18 protein-coding genes are annotated in these 23,566 nt (G+C 41.4%); 12 read left to right on the top strand and 6 right to left on the bottom strand.

Going from position 1 to position 23,566, the window contains the following annotated elements; translation table 11 throughout:
- Positions 1-178 precede the first annotated feature (178 nt).
- The 4 genes from TOL2_RS21590 to TOL2_RS21605 all read right to left on the bottom strand — a co-directional run bounded on the left by TOL2_RS21590 (position 179) and on the right by TOL2_RS21605 (position 5,918).
- Positions 179-1,930: a hypothetical protein gene (locus TOL2_RS21590; RefSeq protein ID WP_014959401.1), complete on the bottom strand. Its 1,752-nt coding sequence runs from the start codon at positions 1,928-1,930 to the stop codon at positions 179-181.
- On the bottom strand, positions 1,920-3,422 hold the full coding sequence (locus TOL2_RS21595; RefSeq protein ID WP_014959402.1) for a hypothetical protein: 1,503 nt from the start codon (positions 3,420-3,422) through the stop codon (positions 1,920-1,922). The genes TOL2_RS21590 and TOL2_RS21595 overlap by 11 nt, the downstream gene beginning before the upstream one ends.
- Before the next feature lie 32 nt (positions 3,423-3,454).
- Entirely contained in the window at positions 3,455-5,326 is a 1,872-nt protein-coding gene (locus tag TOL2_RS21600) for a hypothetical protein (protein ID WP_014959403.1), read from the bottom strand.
- Between the two features lie 91 nt (positions 5,327-5,417).
- The gene (locus tag TOL2_RS21605) at positions 5,418-5,918 is read right to left on the bottom strand and encodes a DUF523 domain-containing protein (RefSeq protein ID WP_014959404.1); all 501 of its coding nucleotides are present in this window, start codon (positions 5,916-5,918) and stop codon (positions 5,418-5,420) included.
- A gap of 157 nt (positions 5,919-6,075) precedes the next feature.
- Between TOL2_RS21605 and TOL2_RS21610 the strand changes: the two genes are divergently transcribed.
- Positions 6,076-7,890, top strand: coding sequence for an acyl-CoA dehydrogenase (locus TOL2_RS21610; protein WP_014959405.1), 1,815 nt, complete (start codon positions 6,076-6,078; stop codon positions 7,888-7,890).
- Between the two features lie 178 nt (positions 7,891-8,068).
- Positions 8,069-9,136 carry a uroporphyrinogen decarboxylase/cobalamine-independent methonine synthase family protein gene (locus TOL2_RS21615; protein WP_014959406.1) on the top strand — a complete coding sequence of 356 codons (1,068 nt, stop codon included), beginning with the start codon at positions 8,069-8,071 and terminating at the stop codon, positions 9,134-9,136.
- Positions 9,137-9,149: 13 nt separating this feature from the next.
- Here TOL2_RS21615 and TOL2_RS21620 read toward each other — a convergent pair whose 3' ends face one another.
- Positions 9,150-9,812 (bottom strand): transglutaminase-like domain-containing protein, encoded by a 663-nt coding sequence (locus tag TOL2_RS21620; protein WP_014959407.1) that lies wholly within the window; start codon positions 9,810-9,812, stop codon positions 9,150-9,152.
- A gap of 63 nt (positions 9,813-9,875) precedes the next feature.
- Entirely contained in the window at positions 9,876-10,262 is a 387-nt protein-coding gene (locus tag TOL2_RS21625; RefSeq protein WP_014959408.1) for a hypothetical protein, read from the bottom strand.
- Positions 10,263-10,754: 492 nt separating this feature from the next.
- On the opposite strand from TOL2_RS21625, the gene TOL2_RS21630 reads away from it, so the two are divergent.
- From TOL2_RS21630 to TOL2_RS21680, 10 genes are all read left to right on the top strand, one after another.
- Positions 10,755-11,447: a DVU0298 family protein gene (locus TOL2_RS21630; protein ID WP_014959409.1), complete on the top strand. Its 693-nt coding sequence runs from the start codon at positions 10,755-10,757 to the stop codon at positions 11,445-11,447.
- Positions 11,448-11,506: 59 nt separating this feature from the next.
- On the top strand, positions 11,507-11,767 hold the full coding sequence (locus TOL2_RS21635) for a hypothetical protein (RefSeq protein ID WP_014959410.1): 261 nt from the start codon (positions 11,507-11,509) through the stop codon (positions 11,765-11,767).
- Positions 11,764-11,949, top strand: coding sequence for a ferredoxin (locus TOL2_RS21640; protein ID WP_014959411.1), 186 nt, complete (start codon positions 11,764-11,766; stop codon positions 11,947-11,949). The genes TOL2_RS21635 and TOL2_RS21640 overlap by 4 nt, the downstream gene beginning before the upstream one ends.
- 239 nt (positions 11,950-12,188) lie before the next feature.
- On the top strand, positions 12,189-13,574 hold the full coding sequence (locus TOL2_RS21645; protein WP_014959412.1) for a sigma-54 interaction domain-containing protein: 1,386 nt from the start codon (positions 12,189-12,191) through the stop codon (positions 13,572-13,574).
- Between the two features lie 259 nt (positions 13,575-13,833).
- A complete protein-coding gene (locus TOL2_RS21650; RefSeq protein WP_014959413.1) occupies positions 13,834-14,034 on the top strand; it encodes a cold-shock protein in 201 nt (66 codons plus the stop codon).
- A gap of 642 nt (positions 14,035-14,676) precedes the next feature.
- A complete protein-coding gene (locus tag TOL2_RS21655) occupies positions 14,677-15,393 on the top strand; it encodes a TVP38/TMEM64 family protein (protein ID WP_041279676.1) in 717 nt (238 codons plus the stop codon).
- Complete coding sequence (locus TOL2_RS21660; RefSeq protein WP_051012499.1) at positions 15,387-16,235, top strand: sulfurtransferase; 849 nt, start codon at positions 15,387-15,389, stop codon at positions 16,233-16,235. Before TOL2_RS21655 ends, TOL2_RS21660 begins: the two co-directional genes overlap by 7 nt.
- 160 nt (positions 16,236-16,395) lie before the next feature.
- Positions 16,396-18,156, top strand: coding sequence for a VTT domain-containing protein (locus TOL2_RS21665; protein WP_051012500.1), 1,761 nt, complete (start codon positions 16,396-16,398; stop codon positions 18,154-18,156).
- Between the two features lie 203 nt (positions 18,157-18,359).
- Positions 18,360-21,878, top strand: coding sequence for a pyruvate:ferredoxin (flavodoxin) oxidoreductase (gene nifJ, locus TOL2_RS21675; protein WP_014959417.1), 3,519 nt, complete (start codon positions 18,360-18,362; stop codon positions 21,876-21,878).
- Positions 21,879-22,150: 272 nt separating this feature from the next.
- Positions 22,151-23,383 carry a M23 family metallopeptidase gene (locus tag TOL2_RS21680; protein ID WP_014959418.1) on the top strand — a complete coding sequence of 411 codons (1,233 nt, stop codon included), beginning with the start codon at positions 22,151-22,153 and terminating at the stop codon, positions 23,381-23,383.
- The last annotated feature ends 183 nt before the right edge of the window (positions 23,384-23,566 follow it).

The raw sequence follows: 23,566 nt of genomic DNA on the forward strand, positions 1-23,566 counted from the left end.
ACACCTGATTCAAAGCGACGTAACATACACGAGAATCAAATGATTGTAAAGCACCTTTCCATATTTTAAAATTCAGGCATCAGGCTTTGGACAGGTCATATAAAAACGGGCTTTTCTTTTCCATGAAAAGCCCGCTTTAAACATTCACATTAATGCCGATAAATAACGGATATAATATTTAACCGTTGGAGGCCCAGGCAAGATCAAAGGCCTGCTCGTTTTGATCAAGGTTGGTAATGACAAGGGAGGGCATTATCCATGCCTGATCATCGCCATCATTGGTCTCCGCCACCTTGATGATGGGATAGGCGGTTTGCCGGGCAATCTTTTTTACCGTGAGAAACCGGGTACTGTTTTCCCCAGCAGGAATCCGGGTAAAGGCAAGGTGATTGACATTGTTCCGCAGGGCTGCTTTCTGGTAGTTTTCAAACTCTTCCATGTTATAGTGTTTGCCCGGCAGCACTTCCATCTGTTTGGTACACCTGGTGTCAACATCCAGGGAAATGTAGTATTTATGATCTTCAAAATCAATTTCATATCCGTCATACAGGGTGTAAACATTGCCCAAAAGCGTGATCAGCTTTTCAAAATGATCGATCTTCTTGGCATACCGCTCGCCTTCCTGGTTTTTACCCACATGATAATAATCAGCCATGAACATGCAGTGTTCGGGAAGCAAAATCAGCTCGTTTTTGTTGAACTCCTTGAGGATGTGGCGCTGGATGGTTTTTCTCAAAAGCTTGGCCTTGGTAGGCCTGCCGGAGATAAGAAAATAGATGCCGTCCAGATCTTTTTCTTTTCGCCACTCCGCGAGCAGGCCTGCCTGCTTGCCGAACAAAAGTTCCAGGAAGCGTGAAAATTCTTTATTTATAAACCGTTCGGATTCCCACCAATGCGGTTCCTCATCAGGAAGCCTGGTTTGTGCATAGGCCTCGGCAAAATATTCGCCCGCCTTTTTTTCCGAAAATGACTCTTTTCGCTTCAGGGCCGTGGTGATGCCAAGATCAGAATCCTGGTAGGAGTTTATCAGAAGGACACTGGCGTCGGTGGTCAAACCTCCGATATCAATGTGGCAAACCACAAAATTCAAAAGTTTTTTCTCCTGGTTACTGAGCCGGTTGTGGGAAAAAAGAAAACCAACCTCCTTGAGATCCGGTATCCTGTCTTTGTGGTTTGAAAGCTCCCAAAAAGGCATCAGTTTAAGCAGATTAAGAAAATACAACTCACATGCACCGTTTTCATCTGCTGATATATTAACAAAAGTTTTTCTAAGATGCCTCAAATTGGAAGGAAACAACTGGCCCCATTTGTTGTGATTGGCAAGGTCCATGCACACTGAAAAAATATTTTCCCGGTATCCGGTTCTGAGATTTTCAATAAACAGATCCGGCACTGTGACCCGTATCTCCGTGATGATGGGGATGGCAGGTCCGTTCCAGGGTCGTCCTTCTTTGGGCTTGGTGATGTATTTAAAGCTCTCTTCCAAAACCTTTTTTATGTAGAGCTTAAATTGAGGGACATTCCCCTTATAGGCGGCAAACTTGCTGGCAAACACATATTTGGCACTTTTAACGATCTGGCTTGAACTGACACGCTCTCCCTCCATATTGGAGACAAAGGCAAAATCACGCTCATCACCGGACGGCGGATTGATGAATGCCGACGGGAAACCTCCCTGGTCACCGTCTTTGCAGTTAATCACATATTGCCATGAATCTGTGATTTTGTCTCGGCCAAAGCTGCACGGCCAGCACAGTACCGATGTTCTGTAGGAGCCAAAGTCTACAAACAGAATATAATCCTCCTGGTTATGGGGATCTCTGGGGGTCCTGCCTGCAATGGTTTCGTAATATAATTTGTCATCATCTTTCAGCTCGAGATTAAACTCGTCAACAGATGGTTTTTTCCGTTTAAAAAAATCAAACAGCATGGGTTGTGTCCTCCGGATCTCTTTCCATAGTGGTATAATCCCCCCTGAGCAATGCATTGGGGACATAAAGTTCGGCCATGTTCATTATAATATAGGGAAGATCTTCTTCCCTGGTTCCAAGAAACCCCTTTTTTTCAGGGTCCAGGCGTTTAAACAGGGTATTCCACATGACCTTTGCAATGGTTTTACTGCGATCCGCCTCCCTTAAAAACTGCTCCAGGTACTGGGAAAAAATGGTAACCCAGAACTCCTGATGGTTGGCAATAATACCCTCATGGGCATAGCCCAGCTCAGCTTCAAAAAACTGCCGAAGAGGCTGGTAGGATTCATTGAGAATTGCCTGGCGTATCCTTTCCTTGATTTGAGCAACTTCATCATAATTCATGATGTCATGGTAGCAGTCCATGGCTTTAGAATAAAGGACATCAGCTTCCATTATCCAGGGTTTTAAAAACAAATTGTCCAAGGCTTCCCTGACATAGGATGTGGCACACAACTCTTTGAGTATCCGCCTGGACCAGGAAACGCCGCCGTCAAACAGCACCTGCTCTTTTATCTCTTCTATGTTCCGGTATCTGGACATATTTGTCACCCACTCATCCACATGGGGACCGGGAGGGACAAAATTGACAGGATAATCCGTATTACAGGGGTTTATCAGCTGAATCAGCGTATCAAACGCATTGTAACTCTGGAAATCACTTTGGATATCCTGAACCACATTGGTGTTACCGCAATAGCTTGCAATGGCGCTTTCGCCTTGCAAGGAGAGTACCAGGGGAAGTTTGTGATAAGAAACATTGGTCTTGAGAACCTTTCCGTATTTTTTCAGGATGGCATCCAGGGGGTGGCCCGGCGGAATAGCTATTTTATGCTGAAAACAGGCCACTAAAATGCCAGGATACTTTACCAGAGTGGCCATCATGTTTTCCTGAAACAGCCGGTGAAGCTCTTTTTGCCTCTCCATGGCATCTGCTCCCTCTTTGATGCCGGGATACTCAATAACCGGAAGCGTCATGGGTGTTGCATGATCAGGAACCTGCACCCGGAGCAGATAGTCATCCGGCACAGCACCGGATGACAGGTCATAGAGCCGGTTAAACTGGTTCTGGGTCAAGTTGTTTCGCATGATCCGGCCCGTGGAGATGGACACCTGGCTGATGAAAACCTTGTCCACGCCGGAAGAAGGTTCCACCAGGCAGGGCACGGCTGTATTTTCCGAAGTGGTACGCATTTTAACGGAAAAAAGCTTTCTGAGTTCATCATTGTCAAAAAGGTCCAGCAAATAGCTTGTCTTAAACGATTTATCAGTGCCCGTGATGTGGATATAGACCGGTGTATCCACCGAAGGCACGTTTTTAAGGCAGTTCCGGCAAAGGTCAATCACCTCTTCTGCACGGTCTTGATGAATTTGAGGTACTGTGGTGAGTTTGTCTGCTATGGATTCAATATTCCGATGCAATTGCATCAGACGATCTTGGTTGGCATTCATGTCAGGGTTTATACTCCTTGGTTCTTTGTCCCTTAATTGATCTGAAGGATCTGGTAGTTTCCGTCATCGGATTTGATAATTTTCAACCGGTTGCCCCCCAGATCAAGTTCCATGTTCGTGATGTCGTGCTTAAAACTGAAAGTAATACTGTCTTTGAACACCATAAAGGAAAACGGATTAAAAAGATTGGCCGTGGTTTTTTCAAATGTTGCAGACCGACCGTCTTTGAACTTGCCCTTAAAGCTGTCCAGCGGTTCAAACAGCTTTATAATACCGGTTTTGCCCGGAGTAATGTTGATGGACTGGGTGGAAAAACTATCATCCTTGGAAAGTTGTACCAGGGTGGTGTTCACCTGGATTGGGTCGCGTTTTAACAAAACCTTGTTGTCACGTTCAAATGAAGATTTGGTAATCAAATTGGACAGCACCAGGCTTGTGACGGGATCATAGCACTGGATGCCGTATTTGCCCTTGGAATCTCCCATAAGCAGTTCCCTGTGTACGGTAACAGGCAAAAGGCCCTTTACCGGTTTAAGGCCAAGCTTGGCGATTCTGTCTTTGAGTACTTCCAGTTTCAGGGTCTGGCCCATTGTCTTTGTGAAATAGACCAGGGAGTTGTTCGAAAGCCTTAGCTCTTCGGCCTGGGATTGGTTAATGCCGAACCAGGAAACCCGTTTGGGTTTTTGATTTTTCAGCAAAAGATCCCCTATGCGCCTCGGCACAAGGGTGGCTTTGTCCCGTTTAAAAAATGCTGCAAAATCAAGGCCGCCTGCACTGTCCTCCCGGGTCAGAAGATACCAGTCAATCTTGTCCAGGGGCTGCTGGATTCTCAGTGGCGTAAACGTGTACACATCCTCAAGAAAGCCTTTCATCTTGTAATTAATTCCGTCTGTCTGCAAAAGTTCGGAAAATTCATTGGCATCACGCAACTTGGCGTAATCCCGGTAGTTGATCATGTTTTTTGTCAAAAAATTTGAAATCTCAGTATGCTTTATATCAAGATCCCCGACCTTAAAGTAAAAAATATTACTGGAATATCCCGACTGTTTACACGAATAGATACCGGCAAGGCGCAAGAACTCGGTGCCTTCCAATTTAGTTCGATAACGTTCCATAGCCTTTGCCACTTCAGTGTTGTAATTAAAATAAACAAACAGGGCAAATCTGTAACCCCGGCTGTTATTTTTATCATCCTCCTCTTTGTAAAAATCTTTGTCCATTGATGCCAAAAGATCCGTGACATATTCGGGCCGCAGCAAATCGTCAGCCATTTTTTTTGTAAAAGGCCTCTCATCTGTCTTCCATTTGTACACCTGGGGAAAAACAGATTGATAAAAAGACATTTCAGATGAGTTCAATGGAGATGTTAAATTTTTAAACGGGAACCCTTTTCCCATGTACATATATCGATAGATGCCAAAAAAAAATGCAGATACAAGACACAGCACAGCCAGGGCAGATACCATCCGTTTCAGGCTGTTGTTCCTGATTTTACTTCCCTGGAGAGCTGCCAACAGTTTTCTGGCCCTGTCCTGTCCCGTTTCTGAATCTCTGTATACAATGTTGGCACCATAGGCCATAACACCTTTTTTTTTATCCTTGTACCGAAAAAAAGCCCAGGAAGAACCGATATTATCACCACGGGTTACCCTGATCTTGAGGTAGTCGATAAACTCTTTTTTTTCGGCTGATGTCAGCTTTGCCATTGGAACATAGTACATATCGGGTTCCAGGGTTATGATGCCGTCGACATTAATAACCCGGATACCAAGATGGGAAGTGACACTTTGATAACGCCTCACGTCTTGAAAAAAACTGCATTCCCTTGGTATGAATGTCTCGTAGGTTAATGGAAAATCACGAATTTTTTTAATGGTGAGTTCAAACTCATCAAAACGCCCCATACAATTATTCTCCTCTTATCCCCCCCCTTTGTCAGGGGATTCTGGTGAGCATAAATAAAAGAAGAAATATATCACAGAACAGTCTGTATTTTCAATGGTTTATTTTGTTTTTTCCTTCCATCAAAAATTTTACACGGTCAAGTTCATTTTCTGAAAAAACCTGGATTCCGTTTTGTTTCAAAATAGCGGCTGTAACCCCAAAGCCGGGGATAAGATTGGCAACAAACCTGCCGTCATAAATATGATGAGATCCGCAAGAAGGACTTTTTTCCTTTAATACGGCAATTTCAATTTTATATTTTTTCACAAGAGCAAGTGCATATTGCGCCCCCCTGACAAAGGGAAGAGTTACATCATGCCCTTCAATATCAACCACCTTCACCCTTTTGTTCAGCACATCCATACCGTTTCCGTTAACGATCTGAGCCGGAAGCCTCGGAATTTTTAATCCCCCTGAAACTTCAGGGCATATTTTAACCAGCATTCCTTGTTGACTCCATTTGATCAACACGGAATCGGTTACCGGCATCTGTTTGCCATCATATCTGGCCCGGTCTCCTGCAAGGCAGGCGCTTATTAATATTTTTTTCATATCAAAACCATATATAATTCTTGTAAAATTGTAAAATAATCATTGACAGGTTAAAAATATTATACTCATCATATCAATGAGCATATATTCATTATCCGGCAACATGCATTTAAACTCACTCAAATCTTGAAATATAAATATCAGGAGGATATCTAAAATGACACAGGTTATTTCCGATCGAAGGGATATTGAATTTGTTATTTATGAACAGCTTGAAGCAGAAAATCTTTCCCGGCTTCATGAAAATTTTGCTGCTTTTAATAAAAAAACCATTGATCTTGTTATTTCAGAAGCAAAAAATTTTGCAGTCAAAGAGTTGTTGCCGGCAAACAAAGAGGGAGACGAACAGGGGTGTAAACTTGAAAAGGGCAAGGTGACCACGCCGGAATGCTTTAAACGGCTGTATAAAATATTTAATGAAGGAGAATGGCTTGCCTTGACCGAAGATCCCAATTGGGGCGGCCAGGGAATGCCCAGAACCATTGCCTCTGTTGCAGGTGAATATTTCAACGGTGCAAATTTTCCTTTTATGATGTATCCCGGACTGACCCAGGGAGCCGGTCACCTGGTGGAAAAATTCGGCACCCCGGAACAAAAAAAAATCTACCTTAAAAACCTGTTCAACGGCAAATGGACCGGAACCATGCTTCTGACCGAATCAGGAGCAGGATCTGATGTTGGTGCCCTGACCACCAAAGCTGTTAAAAATGATGACGGCACGTTTTCCATAACAGGTGAAAAAATATTCATTTCCGGCGGAGAACATGACCTGGCGGAAAACATCATCCATCCGGTTCTTGCAAGAATAGAAGGCTCACCAGACGGAACAAAGGGAGTTTCACTGTTCCTTGTGCCCAAATACCGGGTAAACAAAGACGGTACGCCAGGTGAATTCAACGATGTGATCTGCACTGGAATTGAACACAAGCTGGGCATCCACGGCAACAGCACCTGCTCGCTTTCCCTTGGCTCCAAAGGCAATTGCGTGGGCACACTACTTGGCGAAGAAAACAAGGGAATGAAAGCCATGTTCCTGATGATGAACGAAGCAAGATGCCTTGTGGGATTCCAGGGGTTTGGATGCGCTACGGCAGCCTATATGTATGCCCTTGATTATGCAAGGAACCGAATCCAGGGCAAAAACCTTCTTGAGCTTATGAACCCGAAAGCCAAATCCGTTTGTATCATGCAACATCCGGATGTCAGACGGCAGCTGATGATGATGAAGACAAATGTGGAAGGCATGAGATCACTTCTTTATTTTACCCAGTATTGCTCTGACATGGCATGTTATGCCCCCACCCCGGAAGAACAGGAGAAATACAAGGGATTTGTTGATGTGTTGACACCCATTGTCAAAGGCTATGTAACAGACCGGGCTTTTGAGGTCTGCAGCCAGGGCATGCAGGTATATGGCGGATACGGCTTTATCGAAGAATATCCCATGGCACAGCTTTTGAGGGACTGCAGGATCACACTGATTTATGAAGGCACCAATGGTATCCAGGCCATGGATCTGCTGGGAAGAAAGCTGGGCTTGAATAAAGGCAAACCCATCATGGATCTGTTCGGTGAAATGCACAAAGCCGTTTTTGCAGCAAAAGCCCTACCAGAGCTTAAAAAACAGGCAATCAAAGTGGAAGAAGCCATGAACAAGCTTGCAGAAGTCGCCATTCACATGGGCCAGACAGCCATGTCCGAAAAAATATTAAATGCCTTTGCCAATGCCCATCCTTTTCAGGATGCAACCGGGGATGTCGCCATGGCATGGATGCTGCTCTGGAGAGCCGGCATTGCAGCCAAAAAACTTAAAACAGCAAAAAACAAAGACAAATCTTTTTATAAAGGAATTCTCAAGTCCCTTCAATTTTATATAGAGACGCAGCTTCCAGTCACCCTTGGCAGATGCAACGCCTTAATGAACGCCAGCAGTGCTGCTGTAGACATTGACGATGCTATGTTCCCCGGTTAACTGCCATGGGCCAATGGTGTTAGACCAATGAGGTCAAACCAATGAGGTCAGACTGGTGTTGTGATCAAGCCTGATTTTTGTTCCGACCCACTATTCTCATTCAGCGCCAAAGATGCTATATTAGCTCTTTATAGAGTAAGCAAATACCGGGATCAAATCAACTTTGAATGGAAAAAAGATGAAAAATTTTAAAGCCAACGGACTGCCCCTGTTAATCGGAAGCCTCCCCATGGACAACCATGAAAAAGCAACAAAACTGGTTCTTGACCACACACCTGATATCCCTCTTTGGGTCCAACTGCCGCTTTACAAGGAAGAAGGCATGATAGATCAATTTCTTCCCGGGCTGCCCGGCTTCACCGGTGAAACCGGAAAAAGCATCCTGGACACCTCAATGCCGGGGTTTGATGAAGAGTTGATTGCCTATTTTGAAGAGTATCTGGCTGTCTGCGAATCCGCAACTGATCTTGGTGCCTCACGGTTTGCCCTTTCCGGCAAAAGAGGCAAAGGATTTTTTGAATTCTTAAAACAGGTGGATGAAAAAAAGGCTCCGTTTATCGCCCTTAAAGGCCAGGTAACCGGCCCTATCACCTTTGGAACCGCAGTAAAGGATGAACAGGACAAAGATATTTTTTACAACGACCAGTTAAAAGATATCGCCATAAAAAAACTGGCCATGAATGCCAGGTGGCAGGCCGCAGAATTTTCAAAAAGAGGGGCGGTTCCCATTATCTTCATTGACGAACCTGCCTTGGCAGGATTTGGAACATCCGCCTATATTACAATTACCAAAGAAGACGTAACCCAGAGCATTGATGAGATCATCCAGGAAATCCATGCTGAAAACGGCCTGGCAGGTGTCCATGTCTGTGCCAACACGGAATGGGATATGCTTTTGGAATCAAAACTGGATATCATCAGCTTTGATGCCTATTCTTTTTTTGACAAATTCATACTTTACCCGGAAATGATTAAAACCTACCTGGACCAGGGAAAACTTCTGGCCTGGGGCATTGTACCCACAGACAAACCCGAAGTCATTTCGGCGCAAACCACCCAAAAACTTACCCAAATGCTTCATGAACAGATGGACGAATTATCGGATAAAACAGGTATTGATAAAGAGACCATCTTGTCCCAGGTATTTATTACTCCCAGCTGCGGCACAGGTTCCCTGGATCTTGATTCGGCCAAAAAAGTATTAAAACTTACCCAAGAGGTATCAGCGGAATTCAGACGCATATAATGCTTAAAACATGCTATTGATTTTCCGTTAAGGCTTCTGCTGAAAAATCTGTGGACCGCATTTCCAGCTCTTTAAAATACCGCGGATAATTCTGCATTAATGTGGCAATAATGGTATCCCAGGGAAGGTCGGCAAAAGAGCCGTATTCTTTTACATATTCCATATGCCGGTTACCTTTTTTATCAAAAACGTGAAATATGGAATCTTTTGTTCCGTCAAACTCCAAAGGCTTTACATTAAAATTATTGCAAAGCTCCAGGTTGAATGCAGGGGTTGCCTTTACCCAGATGTTGTTTAAAAACAGTTCGGTATAACCATGATACATAAACACATCGGTTCCCATCAATTTTTTTAAACGCTCTGTATTCAGATGATTTTTAACATCTGCGAATCCAAGTCTTGCCGGAATCTTCATGCTCCTGGCGCAGGCGGCCAGCAAAACAGCCTTGGCCACACAAAATCCATATCCTTTATTCAGGACAGAGCTTGCCTTCATGGATTTTTTTGGCGGTACAATGCTGTAGGGGTTATACCGGATGCCGTCCCTGACTGCATAATAAAGACTAACCGCCTTTTGTATATCGGTTTCAACAGGGTTGCAATTGCGCCCTGCAAACTCAAGCACTTTTGGATGATCACTGTCAATATAATATGTGGGGGTAAGATATTTTTCCATAATTCAAACCTTATTTCCTTTTCATTGCAACAAATTTTCTTTATGTCAGCATAAAATGCCAGTTTATTCCACCATTTCGGCCATTTCAGTGATGATATGTCTGAGTTCTGTTTCGTTTTTAATGAAAAAGTCTGTTCCTGCCTTTTCAACAAAGTCGCTCACCTGTATCCTGGTTTCATATTTATTGAAACCGCTTTGAACTTCAATCTCAAGCATTGGGTATTCATGTTCAAGCTCCACCCGTATGGTGTTTCCCTGGTGCTGATATATGAAGTTATACTCGGCTTCTTCTTCAAGGCTTATTCCTGCTACATTGGCAGGCTTTCTTTCTGAGACTTTCTGCCATCGTTCACACAAGACACCATCAATGTACTCGATCAAAAAATCATCCATCTTTGCGTATGCAAGTGCGCTTTTAAAGCCTTTTTTTATTTTATCAAACAATCCCATTTTGTTCTTCCTTTTAATAGTTTAAATTTTATGATCATGATAAAAAAATATCTAAAAGTACATCTTTCATTTTATTATTTCAAGGCTGATGACTGATATTGTTACTCTTTATTGATTGCGGCAATTCCGGAAAAAATCAGCACCCGGCTGTAAAACAGATGCCCTTTTTTTGAAGTTCACACAATAAAAGGTCTCCATCAATTGAATCACACTGTCCCATCTTGTACAAAAAACCGCGGCCGGAAACAACACTGTCCCACATTATGAGACACTTATCCCTGACAATTTATCAGACCAATTCGTCCATACAGCCCAAAAAGCAGCATCCCAAAGACAGGCACGCTTTTTGCTTAATTTATTATTAAATGCTCATAATTTAAATAACTGACACGGGCAGACCTGGTCTTTCACCTTGGTTTGCCCATAACAAAGATTGAAAGTCGCTGTTTGGATTTTTGAAGACTTTCGTATAAACAAAAAGGGGGTTGCGCCATGAGAAAACCCTATGGAAGACAAACAAAAGAAAAAGTTGGAAAAATCCTTCTGGAACCCCACAGAGAAACTGCCATGAAATTGTTGGAACAAATACCTGACGAACAATTGGTGGGACATCTTTTTTCTCATTTTTACCATAAAGACGAGCGGATTAAATTTCGCAGCATTGCCGCAATGGGAACCCTTGGATCTCGAATGGGACGCCGTGACATTGAAAAATCAAGAATCCTTCTTCGGCGGATTATGTGGAACCTGAATGACGAATCCGGCGGAATCGGGTGGGGATCACCCGAAGCCATGGGAGAAATTCTCTGTCAAAGCCCGGAACTTGCACTGGAATTCAAATCCATTCTTTTTTCATACCTTGATCCGGAAGGCAATTATCTTGAGCATGAAATGCTTCAAAGAGGTATTTTATGGGGAATCGGGACATATCTTGAATCCTCACCCCATGATTTGAATGAAAAAACAAAAGGACTGCTGTATGGATATTTACACTCCACAGATCCTGTTAAACGGGGATATGCCATAAGAGCCCTGATCAATGCCGGGGACTTTGACTGTAGTCTTGTGCCTGAAAATATTATCACCGACATGCAGCAGATCAACATTTTTACAGGCTGGAATTTTGTTGCAACCCGTATTTCAGATATGGTCCTGTCCTGTAAACGACGCAAAGTATTTGCTTGAACGAAAAAAGCAGAATCAGACGTACATGTATCAACAAAATAAAAATGAAGGACAAGGTCATGCTTGAAAAAAAATGTGATATCAATATTGACCGAACAATTGACCTTGCCAGGGAGATGATCAAACTGGCCCATATGGGGTATGAGCAGCGAGAAGACCCTGACTGCGGCATCCTTTACGGTATTCTTCTGGATTCCGGCTATCGACTGCTTGATCTTGCACAAAAAGAAAAGCAGTCACACAAGCAAAAAAGGCTGTTGGAGTGCCGCGCTAAAAAAGGAAAACATTTAATTAAAACATATGGTAATTCAATATTATGAAAATCCCAATTTTAGACATATCCTGCTGCATCCTGTGTGAAGTGTGTGTTGATGTGGCCCCCCATGCCTTTAAAATAAATGATGCGGGCTTTGTCGAACTGCTTGAACTGGATGACTATTCAGATGAGGATATTAATGAAGCTGTAAAAAATTGCCCCAAAGACTGTATCTGCTGGGAATAAATTTTTATACGATACGGTTTTTTGATTATAATTTTAAATTTTATTTTTCAAATTCATCCCAAAAAAAACATTGCACCTGATACATAAATGTGTCATTTACCTGATCAGTATCCATAATAACTGCCCCAGGCAGACTTGGTATCTCACAGAGTTTGCCCGCGACAAAACGTGAAAGTCTTGACTGGAATTACCAGGACTTTCATATAAATACATTGTTTTTTATGTCTGGAAAATAAAAAATGGCTGATTTGACACATACCCTGCTGGATCACGACAATCTTAATCTTGTTCTTGACAACCTGAAACTTGGTATTATTGCCCATACCACAAACAGGATCATTACGGTTTTTAATAAGGAAGCGGAAAGAATCACCGGTTATTTAAAAGAAGAAGTGATCGGAAAAGACTGCCATATGGTTTTTCAGGAACCGTTTTGCGGAGGAAAATGTTCTTTTTGTGACGGCCCGCCGGACTTTCCATTTGACACAAAAGAATATCCTTTGAACATTATTACCAAAGACGGTTCTGCCCGTCAGCTTGAAATGACCGTTTCAGCCATCATCAGCCATGACAATGTATTCAAGGGAGTTCTTGCATCATTCAAAGACGTGACCGAATCCTTTAACCTGTCATTAAAAGCTGAAACCCTTTCAAGCTTTGCCGGCATCATCGGCAAAGACAAAACCATGCAGGATATTTTCAGGCAGATCCGGGATGTTGCCATGTACAATTATCCGGTCCATGTTTCAGGGGATACGGGAACCGGAAAAGAAAGGGTGGCATATGCCATTCATGATATCAGTTCATACGGCAACGGTGCTTTTGTACCTGTAAATTGCGGGGCACTTCCCGAAGGAATTGTGGAAAGTGAATTGTTCGGACATGTCAAAGGCGCTTTTTCCGGTGCCATAAAAGAAAGAAAAGGACGGTTTGAACTGGCCCATAAGGGAACGCTGTTTCTGGATGAAGTGGCGGATCTGCCTTTAAAAACCCAGGTAAAACTTCTAAGATTCTTACAGGAAGGCTCTTTTGAAAAAGTCGGCGGTGAAAAAAAAGTATCTGTAGATGTCAGGATTATCAGTGCCACCAATAAAAACCTCAAGGCGGAAGTTCTGGCCGGTAATTTCAGGGAAGACCTTTACTACCGGCTGAATGTGATTCCCATCCACCTGCCGCCTTTACGACAGCGAAAAAACGACATCCCGCTTTTAGCTGCCCATTTTTTAAAGGAAGCGGAAAAGGAAAGCAAAAATGGTGTTCCACAGCTTGCCGAAGAGACCCTTGATGTCATGCTTGATTATCATTGGCCGGGAAATGTCAGAGAATTAAAAAATGTTATCCAGTTTTCCGTAGTGCGCTCAAGGGGCAATAAGATTTTGCCATCAGATCTTCCCATGGAGATCACTGAAAATAAAATTTTCAGCGTTAGAACAGCAAACACGCCGCCAGCCCCGGAGATCCTTACTGCCAAAGGCAAGCTTGACATTGAATCAGTTAAAACGGCAATAAAAAAAACAGGCGGCAATAAATCCAAGGCTGCCAAGGTATTGGGTGTTGGACGGGCAACCCTTTACAGATTTCTTGCCCGTAATGAAGAGCTTAAAACCTATGCGGATCAGTTTTGATGAGCAAATTATTTTTTCTTTAAATTTTCCAAAGTATATCCGATATCAAATATTTCAAAGAAATTAAAATCAATGATTTATAATAAAAAATAATTTAGCGCTTGACTTTCAACCCACGCTCTTTTATTATATGAAGATTATATCGCTTTATGTTAAGCGTATAAGTTTTCTTTCAAAGGTGTACATTCCAGACAATAAAATTGGTATTACCCCCCAAAGTTAGAATTTTTTTTTATTTTTATTACAGGAGATTGCCAATATGGCGAACGGTATCGTAAAATGGTTTAACGACTCAAAAGGTTTTGGATTTATCGAACAAGAAAGCGGAAACGATGTTTTCGTACATCACTCAGCTATCAATTCTACAGGTTTTAAATCCCTGAATGAGGGGGATCGCGTTTCATTTGATATTGAACAAGGACAAAAAGGTCCTGCAGCAGCAAATGTAAGCGTATTATAAGTTAACCGTTTTATTTGCTTGAGAAAAAAGTCAGTTCAATGACTTGAAAAATAAAAGACCCTGGACAGTATTCTGTTCAGGGTCTTTGCGTTTTTATACAAAGCAAAAACAAATTGGTGGTCCGGCATTTGTTAACGGCAGTTCTTTTTTTTTGATGCCTTGGCCTGCTTTTTTTTGTTTTTTGCCTTTTTTTTCATTCCAGGCTTAGAAGGCTTTTGAATCGGAGACGATGGAAACGTTATTTTTTCTGAAACATATGAATCCTTTGACTGTTCAGCCTTTTCTTGGAAACAGGCCCACCAGGACATATATTCATTAAGATCATCTAAATTATTTTGTTCAAAATATTTTTCTAAATTTTTTATTATAGCTTAATGAAAACGAACAGAATTCTTCTGTTCTCTCCGAGTCATATAGATATTTCTAATACAGATAGTGATTCATATAAGTATTATCAAATTGACAATCATCAATCCATGAAGCTATAGGAGTTTGATTTTATATGAAGGTATTTAAAAATCCAAACAAGTGATTTTCATCTTTGTTGTTGGTAAATCTGAGCAAAAGACAGGTCTGCTTGTGGCAGTGATTGAAATTCAATGGATTTTTTTATTTTTTGAACAATAAACAAAAAGGTGGATTTTGAAAAATAAAAAGTGGGTTCTGCTGATAGCATTGATTATCATACTTATGTGTGTATTTGTAAAACCCTTACGGGATATGATAGAGCAGCTTTTTTTCCTTTTTGGAATGTATGATGTGGAATATATCAAGGGGTATATACTGTCTTTTGGTATATGGGCACCGGTTGTTTCTTTCTGGTTAATGCTGTTTCAATCAGTTGTGGCACCGCTTCCCGCATTTTTAATTACATTTTCCAATGCAGCTCTTTTTGGTTGGATAAAAGGAGCGATACTTTCATGGTCAAGTGCAATGGCAGGAGCTGCATTGTGTTTTTTTATCGCAAAGTGGTTTGGAAGAGGTGTGGTTGAAAAGCTCACATCTAAACCAGCTCTTAACAATATGGATGATTTTTTTAAAAAATATGGATCATATACCATTCTCATTGCACGGCTTCTTCCCTTTATATCTTTTGATATTGTCAGTTATGCGGCTGGCTTGACCTCAATGGGATTCTGGCCTTTTTTATGGGCAACAGGCATAGGTCAGCTCCCGGCAACCATTATTTATTCATATGCGGGAGAAATGCTTGCAGGAGGCGCTCAAAAGTTTGTTTTGGGCCTGTTGCTTTTGTTTGCCATAACTATTCTCACAATAATGCTTAAAAAAATATGGCAGAACAAGAAAGCTCAAAAGCTTCATATGCAAATTGAAAAACAGATAAAGGAGGTATGTTGAAAAAGAAAACGCTGTTTGTAATAGCCTCGGTAATTATAGCAATTGTTGCTGTGCTAACTGTATTGGTGGCAAACAACAGAACAAAACAACCTGTTGTTGATACGAAAAAATATTTAAATATTGATATTAGTCAGTTTAAAAACGGCAGTGATATTTTTATTACTCCTCATGAACTGCAACAAAAGCTTGGTCATGAAAATATTGTTATTCTGGATGCAAGCCATCCCAAAGTTTACGGCAAAGGACATATTCCAGGGGCTGTAAGTATTGGGTTTAAAGGATTGTCAAATTGTATGGGAAAACCAGGGGATAAGGAGTGGGGAACCATTCTTCCCAAAGATAGACTGACAAAAAAACTTGAATCCCTTGGTATTGATAACAATAAACTTGTTGTTGCGTATTCTGATATTTTTAAAGGCCCTGGCGGCGGCGGCAGAGCTGTCTGGCAAATGAAAATGGCAGGACTGGACAATGTAAGATTGTTATATGGCGGTCTTGAACTCTGGAAAAGATGTGGATATGAGCTTTCCAGGGAACCTGTCATCCCGGTTTGTGCTGAGAATATTGTTTTAAAAGATTATGATGAATCTTTCAGGGCAAACCAGGAGTATATTTTTAAAAATTTGGACACAATAAAAATTGTTGATGTCAGAAGCCTTAAGGAATTTACAGGAGATGACACTTCCAGGGGAGAGGCCAGGGGTGGTCATATTAAAGGTTCTCAATGGTTGGATTGGACCTGGCTTATGAACAAGGACGCAAGTGTTAAATCACCCGGAAAAATTATAGAGTTGATGGCTGGAATAGGTATCAAGCCGGGTGATGAATTTGTTCTTTACTGAACTATGGGGATAAGATCTGGATTTTCATCCATGATCCTCAAAGCAGTTGGCTTTGAAAAGGTAAAAAATTACGAAGCATCAATATATGAATGGTCTGCAGATGAGAATATGCCCATGGAGACAGGCGAATATAATCAAAATTAAACGATATTTTTGAAATATGATGAAGAATCTTGCCATGAAATGTACAGGATGCGACGTTTGTGTCAAAGAATGTTCATTTCTTCAATATTACGGGAACCCTGGAAAAATAGCTGCAGATTTTTATGCTGGTCGTGCAAATGAATTAATATCATTTGAGTGCAGTTTGTGTGGTCTTTGTTCGTCCCTGTGCCCCAAACACATTGATCCGTACAAGGTTTTTTTTCAAATGCGCAATGCAGTATGGACTCAGACCAAAGAAATCATGCCGGAACATAAGGCAATTCTGGCTTATGAAAAAAAAGGGCTTTCCAAAAGATACTCTCTTTATAAGCTGCCGGACGCCTGTACAACTGTTTTTTTTCCTGGCTGCACCTTTACCGGCACACGGACCAAACGCACAGAACAGATATATTCCTGGCTGAAAAACAAAATTCCCTGTATTGGAATTGTGCTTGACTGCTGTGCAAAACCGTCACATGATCTTGGCCGGGATGATTTTTTCAACACAAATTTTTTGGCCCTGGAACGTTTTTTATACGACAACGGTGTTAAAACCGTAATAACCGCCTGTCCAAACTGTTACACTGTTTTTTCAACTTATTCGAAAAAGTTGAAAACTAAATCTATTTATGAAATTCTTGCAAAACAAGAAAGAACAGCAACCAATAAACTGATTGGCTGTGTTACCGTTCATGACCCATGCGTGACAAGATTTGAAACAGATATGCACAACTATGTTCGAAAACTTCTGACAGACAATGGGCTTGAAATAAAAGAGATGAAACATTGCAGGGAAAAAACCGTCTGCTGCGGCGAAGGGGGATCGGTTCTGTTTGTTGCTCCTGATTTTGCATCTAATTGGGGCAATACCCGAAAAAAAGAAGCAGCTGATAAAAGGATCATTACCTATTGTGCAGGATGCTGTTCTTTGCTTGGAAAAACAGTTCAAACCGATCATGTTCTGGATCTTTTATTTGAACCGGAAAAGACCATGCAAGGATCAGTCAAACCATCATCTGCCCCGTTTACCTATTTTCACAGGCTAAATCTGAAAAGAAAATTAAAAAAACAGACCAAGCACGATGTTATGGAAAAAGTGTATTTTCCAATAGAACATCAAAGAATGACAAAAATTTTTAAAGTATTGATTATGGTTATACTTGCCGCCGGAGTGGCAGGTATAAAAATGACAGGTGCCGAAGAAATTTTCAATCAGGAAGCCATTCAAACCTATATAAACGGTTTTGGTTCTCTTGCCCCTTTGGTGTATATGATCATTGTTGCTTTTTCTCCTGTGTTTTTTTTGCCAGGCACACCTTTTATAATTGCCGGAGGATTGATTTTCGGCCCGTTTCAAGGAGTGGTCTACGGAATAACCGGAGCCACATCAGGTGCTTGTCTTGCCTTTCTTGTGTCAAGATATGTTGCCTCAGAATGGATTGAATCAAAACTTACAAATCCGTCCTGGCTTAAACTGAAAAGACAGACTGAAAAGCATGGATGGAAAATCGTTGCCATTACAAGACTTGTACCGCTCGTTCCCTTTAATCTTTTGAGCTATGCCCTGGGTCTTACTCGAATAAAATTCACCACCTATTTTATCACCTCGTTTATATGCATGCTTCCCGGATGCATCGGATATATTCTTTTATCCGGCTCTGTGCTGGAAGTTTTACAGGGCAAACTCTCCATCAAATTTTTTGCAGGTCTTGGAATAATTATTCTTCTATCTCTTATTCCTGTATTTTTCAAAAAAATCAAACCTGAAGATCTATAGCCGCATAAACCATACAATTTCCAAAAAATTTGTTTCCAAAACGAAAAATTTTTTCAATAAAAAAAATAGTTCTTTTATTTTTGTCACAAATATTTTATGTATTGAGTTTTTTCAATTATTTACTTATCCAGTCGTTTGTTGTATGAGTGAAAAATTATTATAGAATTTTAATTGTTTGAAACAAATATAAACGAGGTGAAATTATGAAAAAAACAATGCAGACCATTGATGGAAATACAGCAGCAACTCATGTGGCTTATGCCATGAGTGAAGTTGCAGCTATATATCCTATTACACCATCAAGCCCGTTGGGTGAAATCGCGGATACATGGGCATCAAAAGGCAGAAAAAATATATTCGGCCAGGTGTTGAACATTAAACAGATGCAGTCTGAAGCAGGTGCCGCAGGAGCCGTTCATGGTTCTCTTGCAGCAGGCGCTCTTACATCATCCTTTACCGCATCCCAGGGACTTTTGCTTAAAATACCCAATATGTATAAAATTGCCGGCGAGCTGCTTCCTTGTGTTTTTCATGTAACTGCCCGTGCTATTTCAGGTCATGCACTTTCCATTTTCGGTGATCACCAGGATGTCATGGCTGTTCGTCAGACAGGGTTTGCCATGCTTGCTTCCAACTCGGTCCAGGAAGCACAGGACATGGCGTTGGTTGCCCATCTGGCAACTGTTGAGGGCCGGGTTCCATTTGTTCATTTTTATGATGGATTCAGAACTTCCCATGAAATCCAGAAAATAGAAATGATTGATTATAAAGACATGGCATCCTTGTTTAATTATGAGGCTTACAAGGCATTTAAAAGCCGTGCTGTAAATCCTGAACACCCGGATACCAGAGGAACAGCCCAGAATCCTGACATTTATTTTCAGGGCAGAGAAGCTGCCAATTCATATTATCTTAAAATTCCTGCTATTGTAAAAGATTACATGAAGAAGGTCAGTGATCTGACAGGTCGCGAATACAGCCTGTTTGATTATGTGGGAGATCCTGAAGCCGACCGGGTGATTGTGGCCATGGGTTCCGGTTGCGAAGCCATTGAAGAATCCATTAATCAGCTCAATGCCCAGGGCGAAAGACTTGGACTTGTCAAGGTTCGTCTATACAGGCCCTTTGACACACAAAGCTTTTTAAGAGCCCTTCCGTCAACTGTTGAGACCATAACGGTTCTTGACAGGACCAAGGAACCTGGTGCCATTGGCGATCCTTTGTATACTGATGTGTGTACCGCATTCATGGAATACGGTGAAAGTCCCAAGATTGTCGGCGGCAGATATGGTCTTTCCTCCAAAGAATTTAACCCGAACATGATCAAGGCTGTTTTTGATAATATGAAGTCTGTTCAGCCGAAAAATCATTTTACAGTGGGGATTATTGACGATGTCACCCATACCTCCCTGGATGTAAAAACCGGTTTTAACCCGGCACCAAAAGGAACCATTGCCGCTAAATTCTGGGGCCTGGGTGCTGATGGAACCGTTGGTGCAAACCAGAGCGCCATTGCCATTATCGGTGACAACACTGACAAGTATGCTCAAGGATACTTTGCCTATGATTCAAAAAAATCAGGGGGATTGACGGTTTCCCATTTAAGATTTGGTGATGTGCCAATTCAGTCAACCTATCTGATTGATGATTCTGATTTTGTAGCCTGCCATAAATCCAATTATGTGGAAATTTATGATGTCCTCAAAGGATTAAAAGAAGGGGGAACCTTTCTTCTTAATTCTCCATGGTCTATTGAAGACATGGAAACCTATATTCCGGGTGATGTAAGAAAAACCATTTATGATAAAAAGATCAAATTTTTTAATATTGATGCCGTTAAAATCGCCGGGGAAGTGGGTCTGGGCGGCAGGATCAACATGATCATGCAGACCTGTTTTTTCAAGCTTGCCAATGTTCTTCCGGTGGATGAAGCCATCAGTCTTCTCAAGGAAGATATAAACGTCATGTTCGGCAAAAAGGGTGATAAAATTGTCAACATGAATATTGAAGCTGTTGATAAAACTCTTGATAACCTGGTTGAAATTAATGTTCCGGAATCCTGGAAAGAGGGTGTAAGCCAAGAAAAAACTGTTGAAAAGACCACACCATTTGTGGATAACGTCATGAAAAAAATCAGTGCCCAGGGAGGAGATGATCTTCCTGTAAGTGCGTTTGCCCCGGACGGCGTTTTTGAACAGGGAACGGCCCAGTATGAAAAAAGAGGAGTGGCCATAAGTGTTCCTGAATGGATTGCTGAAAATTGTATTCAGTGCAACCAATGTGCTTTTGTATGTCCACATGCAGCAATTATTCCAATTGTTGTTACAGATGAAGAACTTGCCAATGCACCTGAAAATTTTGTTACGGTTGACGGCAAAGGAAAGGGAATGGAGGATTATAAATTCAGAATCCAGGTTAATCCCTTGGATTGTCTGGGGTGTGGAAATTGTGCGGATATCTGTCCTGCCAAAACTCCTGCTCTTGAGATGAAACCTCTTGCCAGCCAGATTGAAGGCCAGGTGGAAAATCATAAATTTTCCAAAACCATTCCGTTTAAAACCGATATTCTTAAAAGAGAAACTGTTAAGGGAAGCCAGATGTATCAACCCCTTCTTGAGTTCTCCGGTGCATGTGCAGGATGTGGTGAAACACCTTATGTGAAATTATTGACCCAGCTTTTTGGTGAAAGGATGACCATTGCCAATGCAACAGGATGCTCATCCATCTGGGGAGGATCAGCCCCTTCAACTCCGTATTGCACCAATGCAGACGGTGAAGGTCCGGCATATGCAAGCTCTTTGTTTGAAGATGCTGCAGAATTTGGCTATGGCATGATGCTGGCAACGTCTACCAGAAGAAAAGTTCTGGCAGCCAAGATGGAACAGGCTCTTGAAACCGATATATCTTCAGACCTGAAAGATGCATTAAAAGGCTGGCTTGCAGGAAAAGACGATGCAGAAGAATCCAAAAAATATGCGTTTGCTTTAAAGACCATGTTAAAGGATTCTGCTGAAGGCGTCTTAAAAGATATCTATGACGAAAAAGATGTGTTTGTAAAAAAATCCCACTGGGTTTTTGGCGGTGACGGCTGGGCATATGATATTGGATTCGGCGGTTTGGATCATGTCCTTGCATCAGGAGAAGATATTAATATTCTGGTTTTGGATACGGAGGTTTATTCAAATACAGGTGGTCAGTCTTCCAAAGCAACACCAACCGGTGCCATTGCCAAATATGCTGCCTCGGGTAAGAAAATCGGCAAAAAAGACCTTGGCCGCATGATCATGAGCTACGGATATGTCTATGTTGCGTCCATCTCCATGGGGGCCAACAAGAATCAGACCATGAAAGCCCTGCTTGAAGCGGAAAAATATCCCGGCCCCTCTCTGGTTATCTGTTATGCCCCCTGTATTAACCAGGGCATCAGAAAAGGCATGGGCAAATCCCAGCTTGAAGGAAAACTGGCGGTTGAATCCGGTTACTGGCCATTATACAGGTATAACCCTGAACTGATCAAAGAAGGAAAAAATCCTTTTACACTTGATTCAAAAGCGCCTGACGGAACTTTGCAGGAATTTCTTGGCGGCGAAACCAGGTTTGCAGCACTTGAAAAGAGTTTCCCTGAAGAATCAAAACGCCTGAGAGCTAAAATTGAAGAAGAGGTAACTGATAAATACACCATGTATAAAATGATGACAGCTACCGGAGAAGATGAAAAATAGTAGTTTAGTCATATAAGCTGTGTCTTCAAACAGGCCGGAATTAACTTTTCCGGCCTGTTTTTGTTTTGATAAACCCTTGTTGCCTTTCATTTAACGGCAATCAGCCATTATTGTATGAAAATTGACTTAACCTTTACGATTGAGATTTGTTTGTATATGATGCTGAAACTTTGACTTAAAAATTCAACTTTAGAATTTTGTAAAATTTTGGTCGGGTATGCTGTAACTTAAGTTCGCAAGTTGAGTTAAAAATGGATTAATGGAAATAAAATATGGTTAAAAAAAAGTTTGTTTTAATATTGTCTTTTACCGGCATTGTTTTGGTTGCCCTGTTGGCGAATAGTGTTTTGGCTTCAAATTCAGTCACCAATACCCAAAAGGGGCATTCCGTGTTCCTGTCGGACATTCAAATTATAAAAGGGATTGTAAAATATGGAGATACGGCATCATCCCTGTTGAACAAATATCTTCCGTTGCAAACCATATACGAGATCAGCAGGCGCAGTTCAGAAGGTTTTACATTGTCCCATATCAGGAAAGGTCAGCCATACAAAATTATTTTGCAGGAAAACACTCTGGTCGGATTTGAATATGAAATAAATAAAAACGACCGGCTGGTCATTCAAAAAAACAAAGATATTTTTTCAATTGATCAGGTGCCGATAGAATATGATAAAATTCTTGAGATAGTCTCTTCCACAATTACTTCCAGTTTGTTTGAAGCCGTTAAAAAATCAGGAGAAAGAATCCAACTGGCATTGAGACTGTCTGATATTTTTGCCTGGGACATTGATTTTATAAGAGATATCAAACCCGGAGACCAGTTTAAAATTCTTGTGGAAAAAAGGTATAGGGATGGTAAATCAGCCGGTTACGGGCAAATTCATGCCGCTTTTTTTACCAATAACGGCAATTTGTTTAAAGCTTTTTTGCATAAGGATTCGAAAGGAATACCCGGATATTATGACGAGAATGGAAATAGTCTTCAAAAAGCATTTTTAAAGGCTCCTCTTGCATTTTCACGTATTTCATCCAAATTTACCAAAAAAAGAATGCATCCCATTTTAAAAGAGTATCGCCCTCATCCGGGAGTGGATTATGCCGCGCCAAAGGGGACACCCATTAAAACAGTTGGAGATGGTGTTATAACGCAAATCGGTTATAACAAGGGAATGGGAAATTATATCAACATTCGTCATTACAATGGGTATATCACCAGTTATAATCATATGAGCAAATTTGCCAAAGGCATGAAGAAAAACAAACAGGTACTCCAGGGGAATGTGATCGGATATGTTGGGATGACCGGGTATGCTACAGGTCCACACCTGGATTTTCGCATGAAGAAAAATGGAAAACTGATTGACCCGCTAAAGCACAGACCACCGGCTGCCAAACCTGTCAATCCGGATGAAATGGATCGGTTTCTGGCAAAAATACAAAAATTGTCAGCAAAAATCTTAATGGCGTTCAAGCCTGATGCATCAGCTAAAACCCCGACATAAAAAACTTATGTAATCTTGGTTTTATTCATAAGCGGATAAGTCAAAGGAAAAACCTTTGCTTGCTTTTACTGTTTTTACGGTGCAGGATAGCATAATATATTGCACCATGATCCATTAATTTAATGGTATGGAATTTTTGTTTTTGACTTATAATATCAAACTATTATGGTAAATATACAATTG

The sequence above is a fragment of the Desulfobacula toluolica Tol2 genome (assembly GCF_000307105.1).
GTDB classification, from domain to species: domain Bacteria; phylum Desulfobacterota; class Desulfobacteria; order Desulfobacterales; family Desulfobacteraceae; genus Desulfobacula; species Desulfobacula toluolica.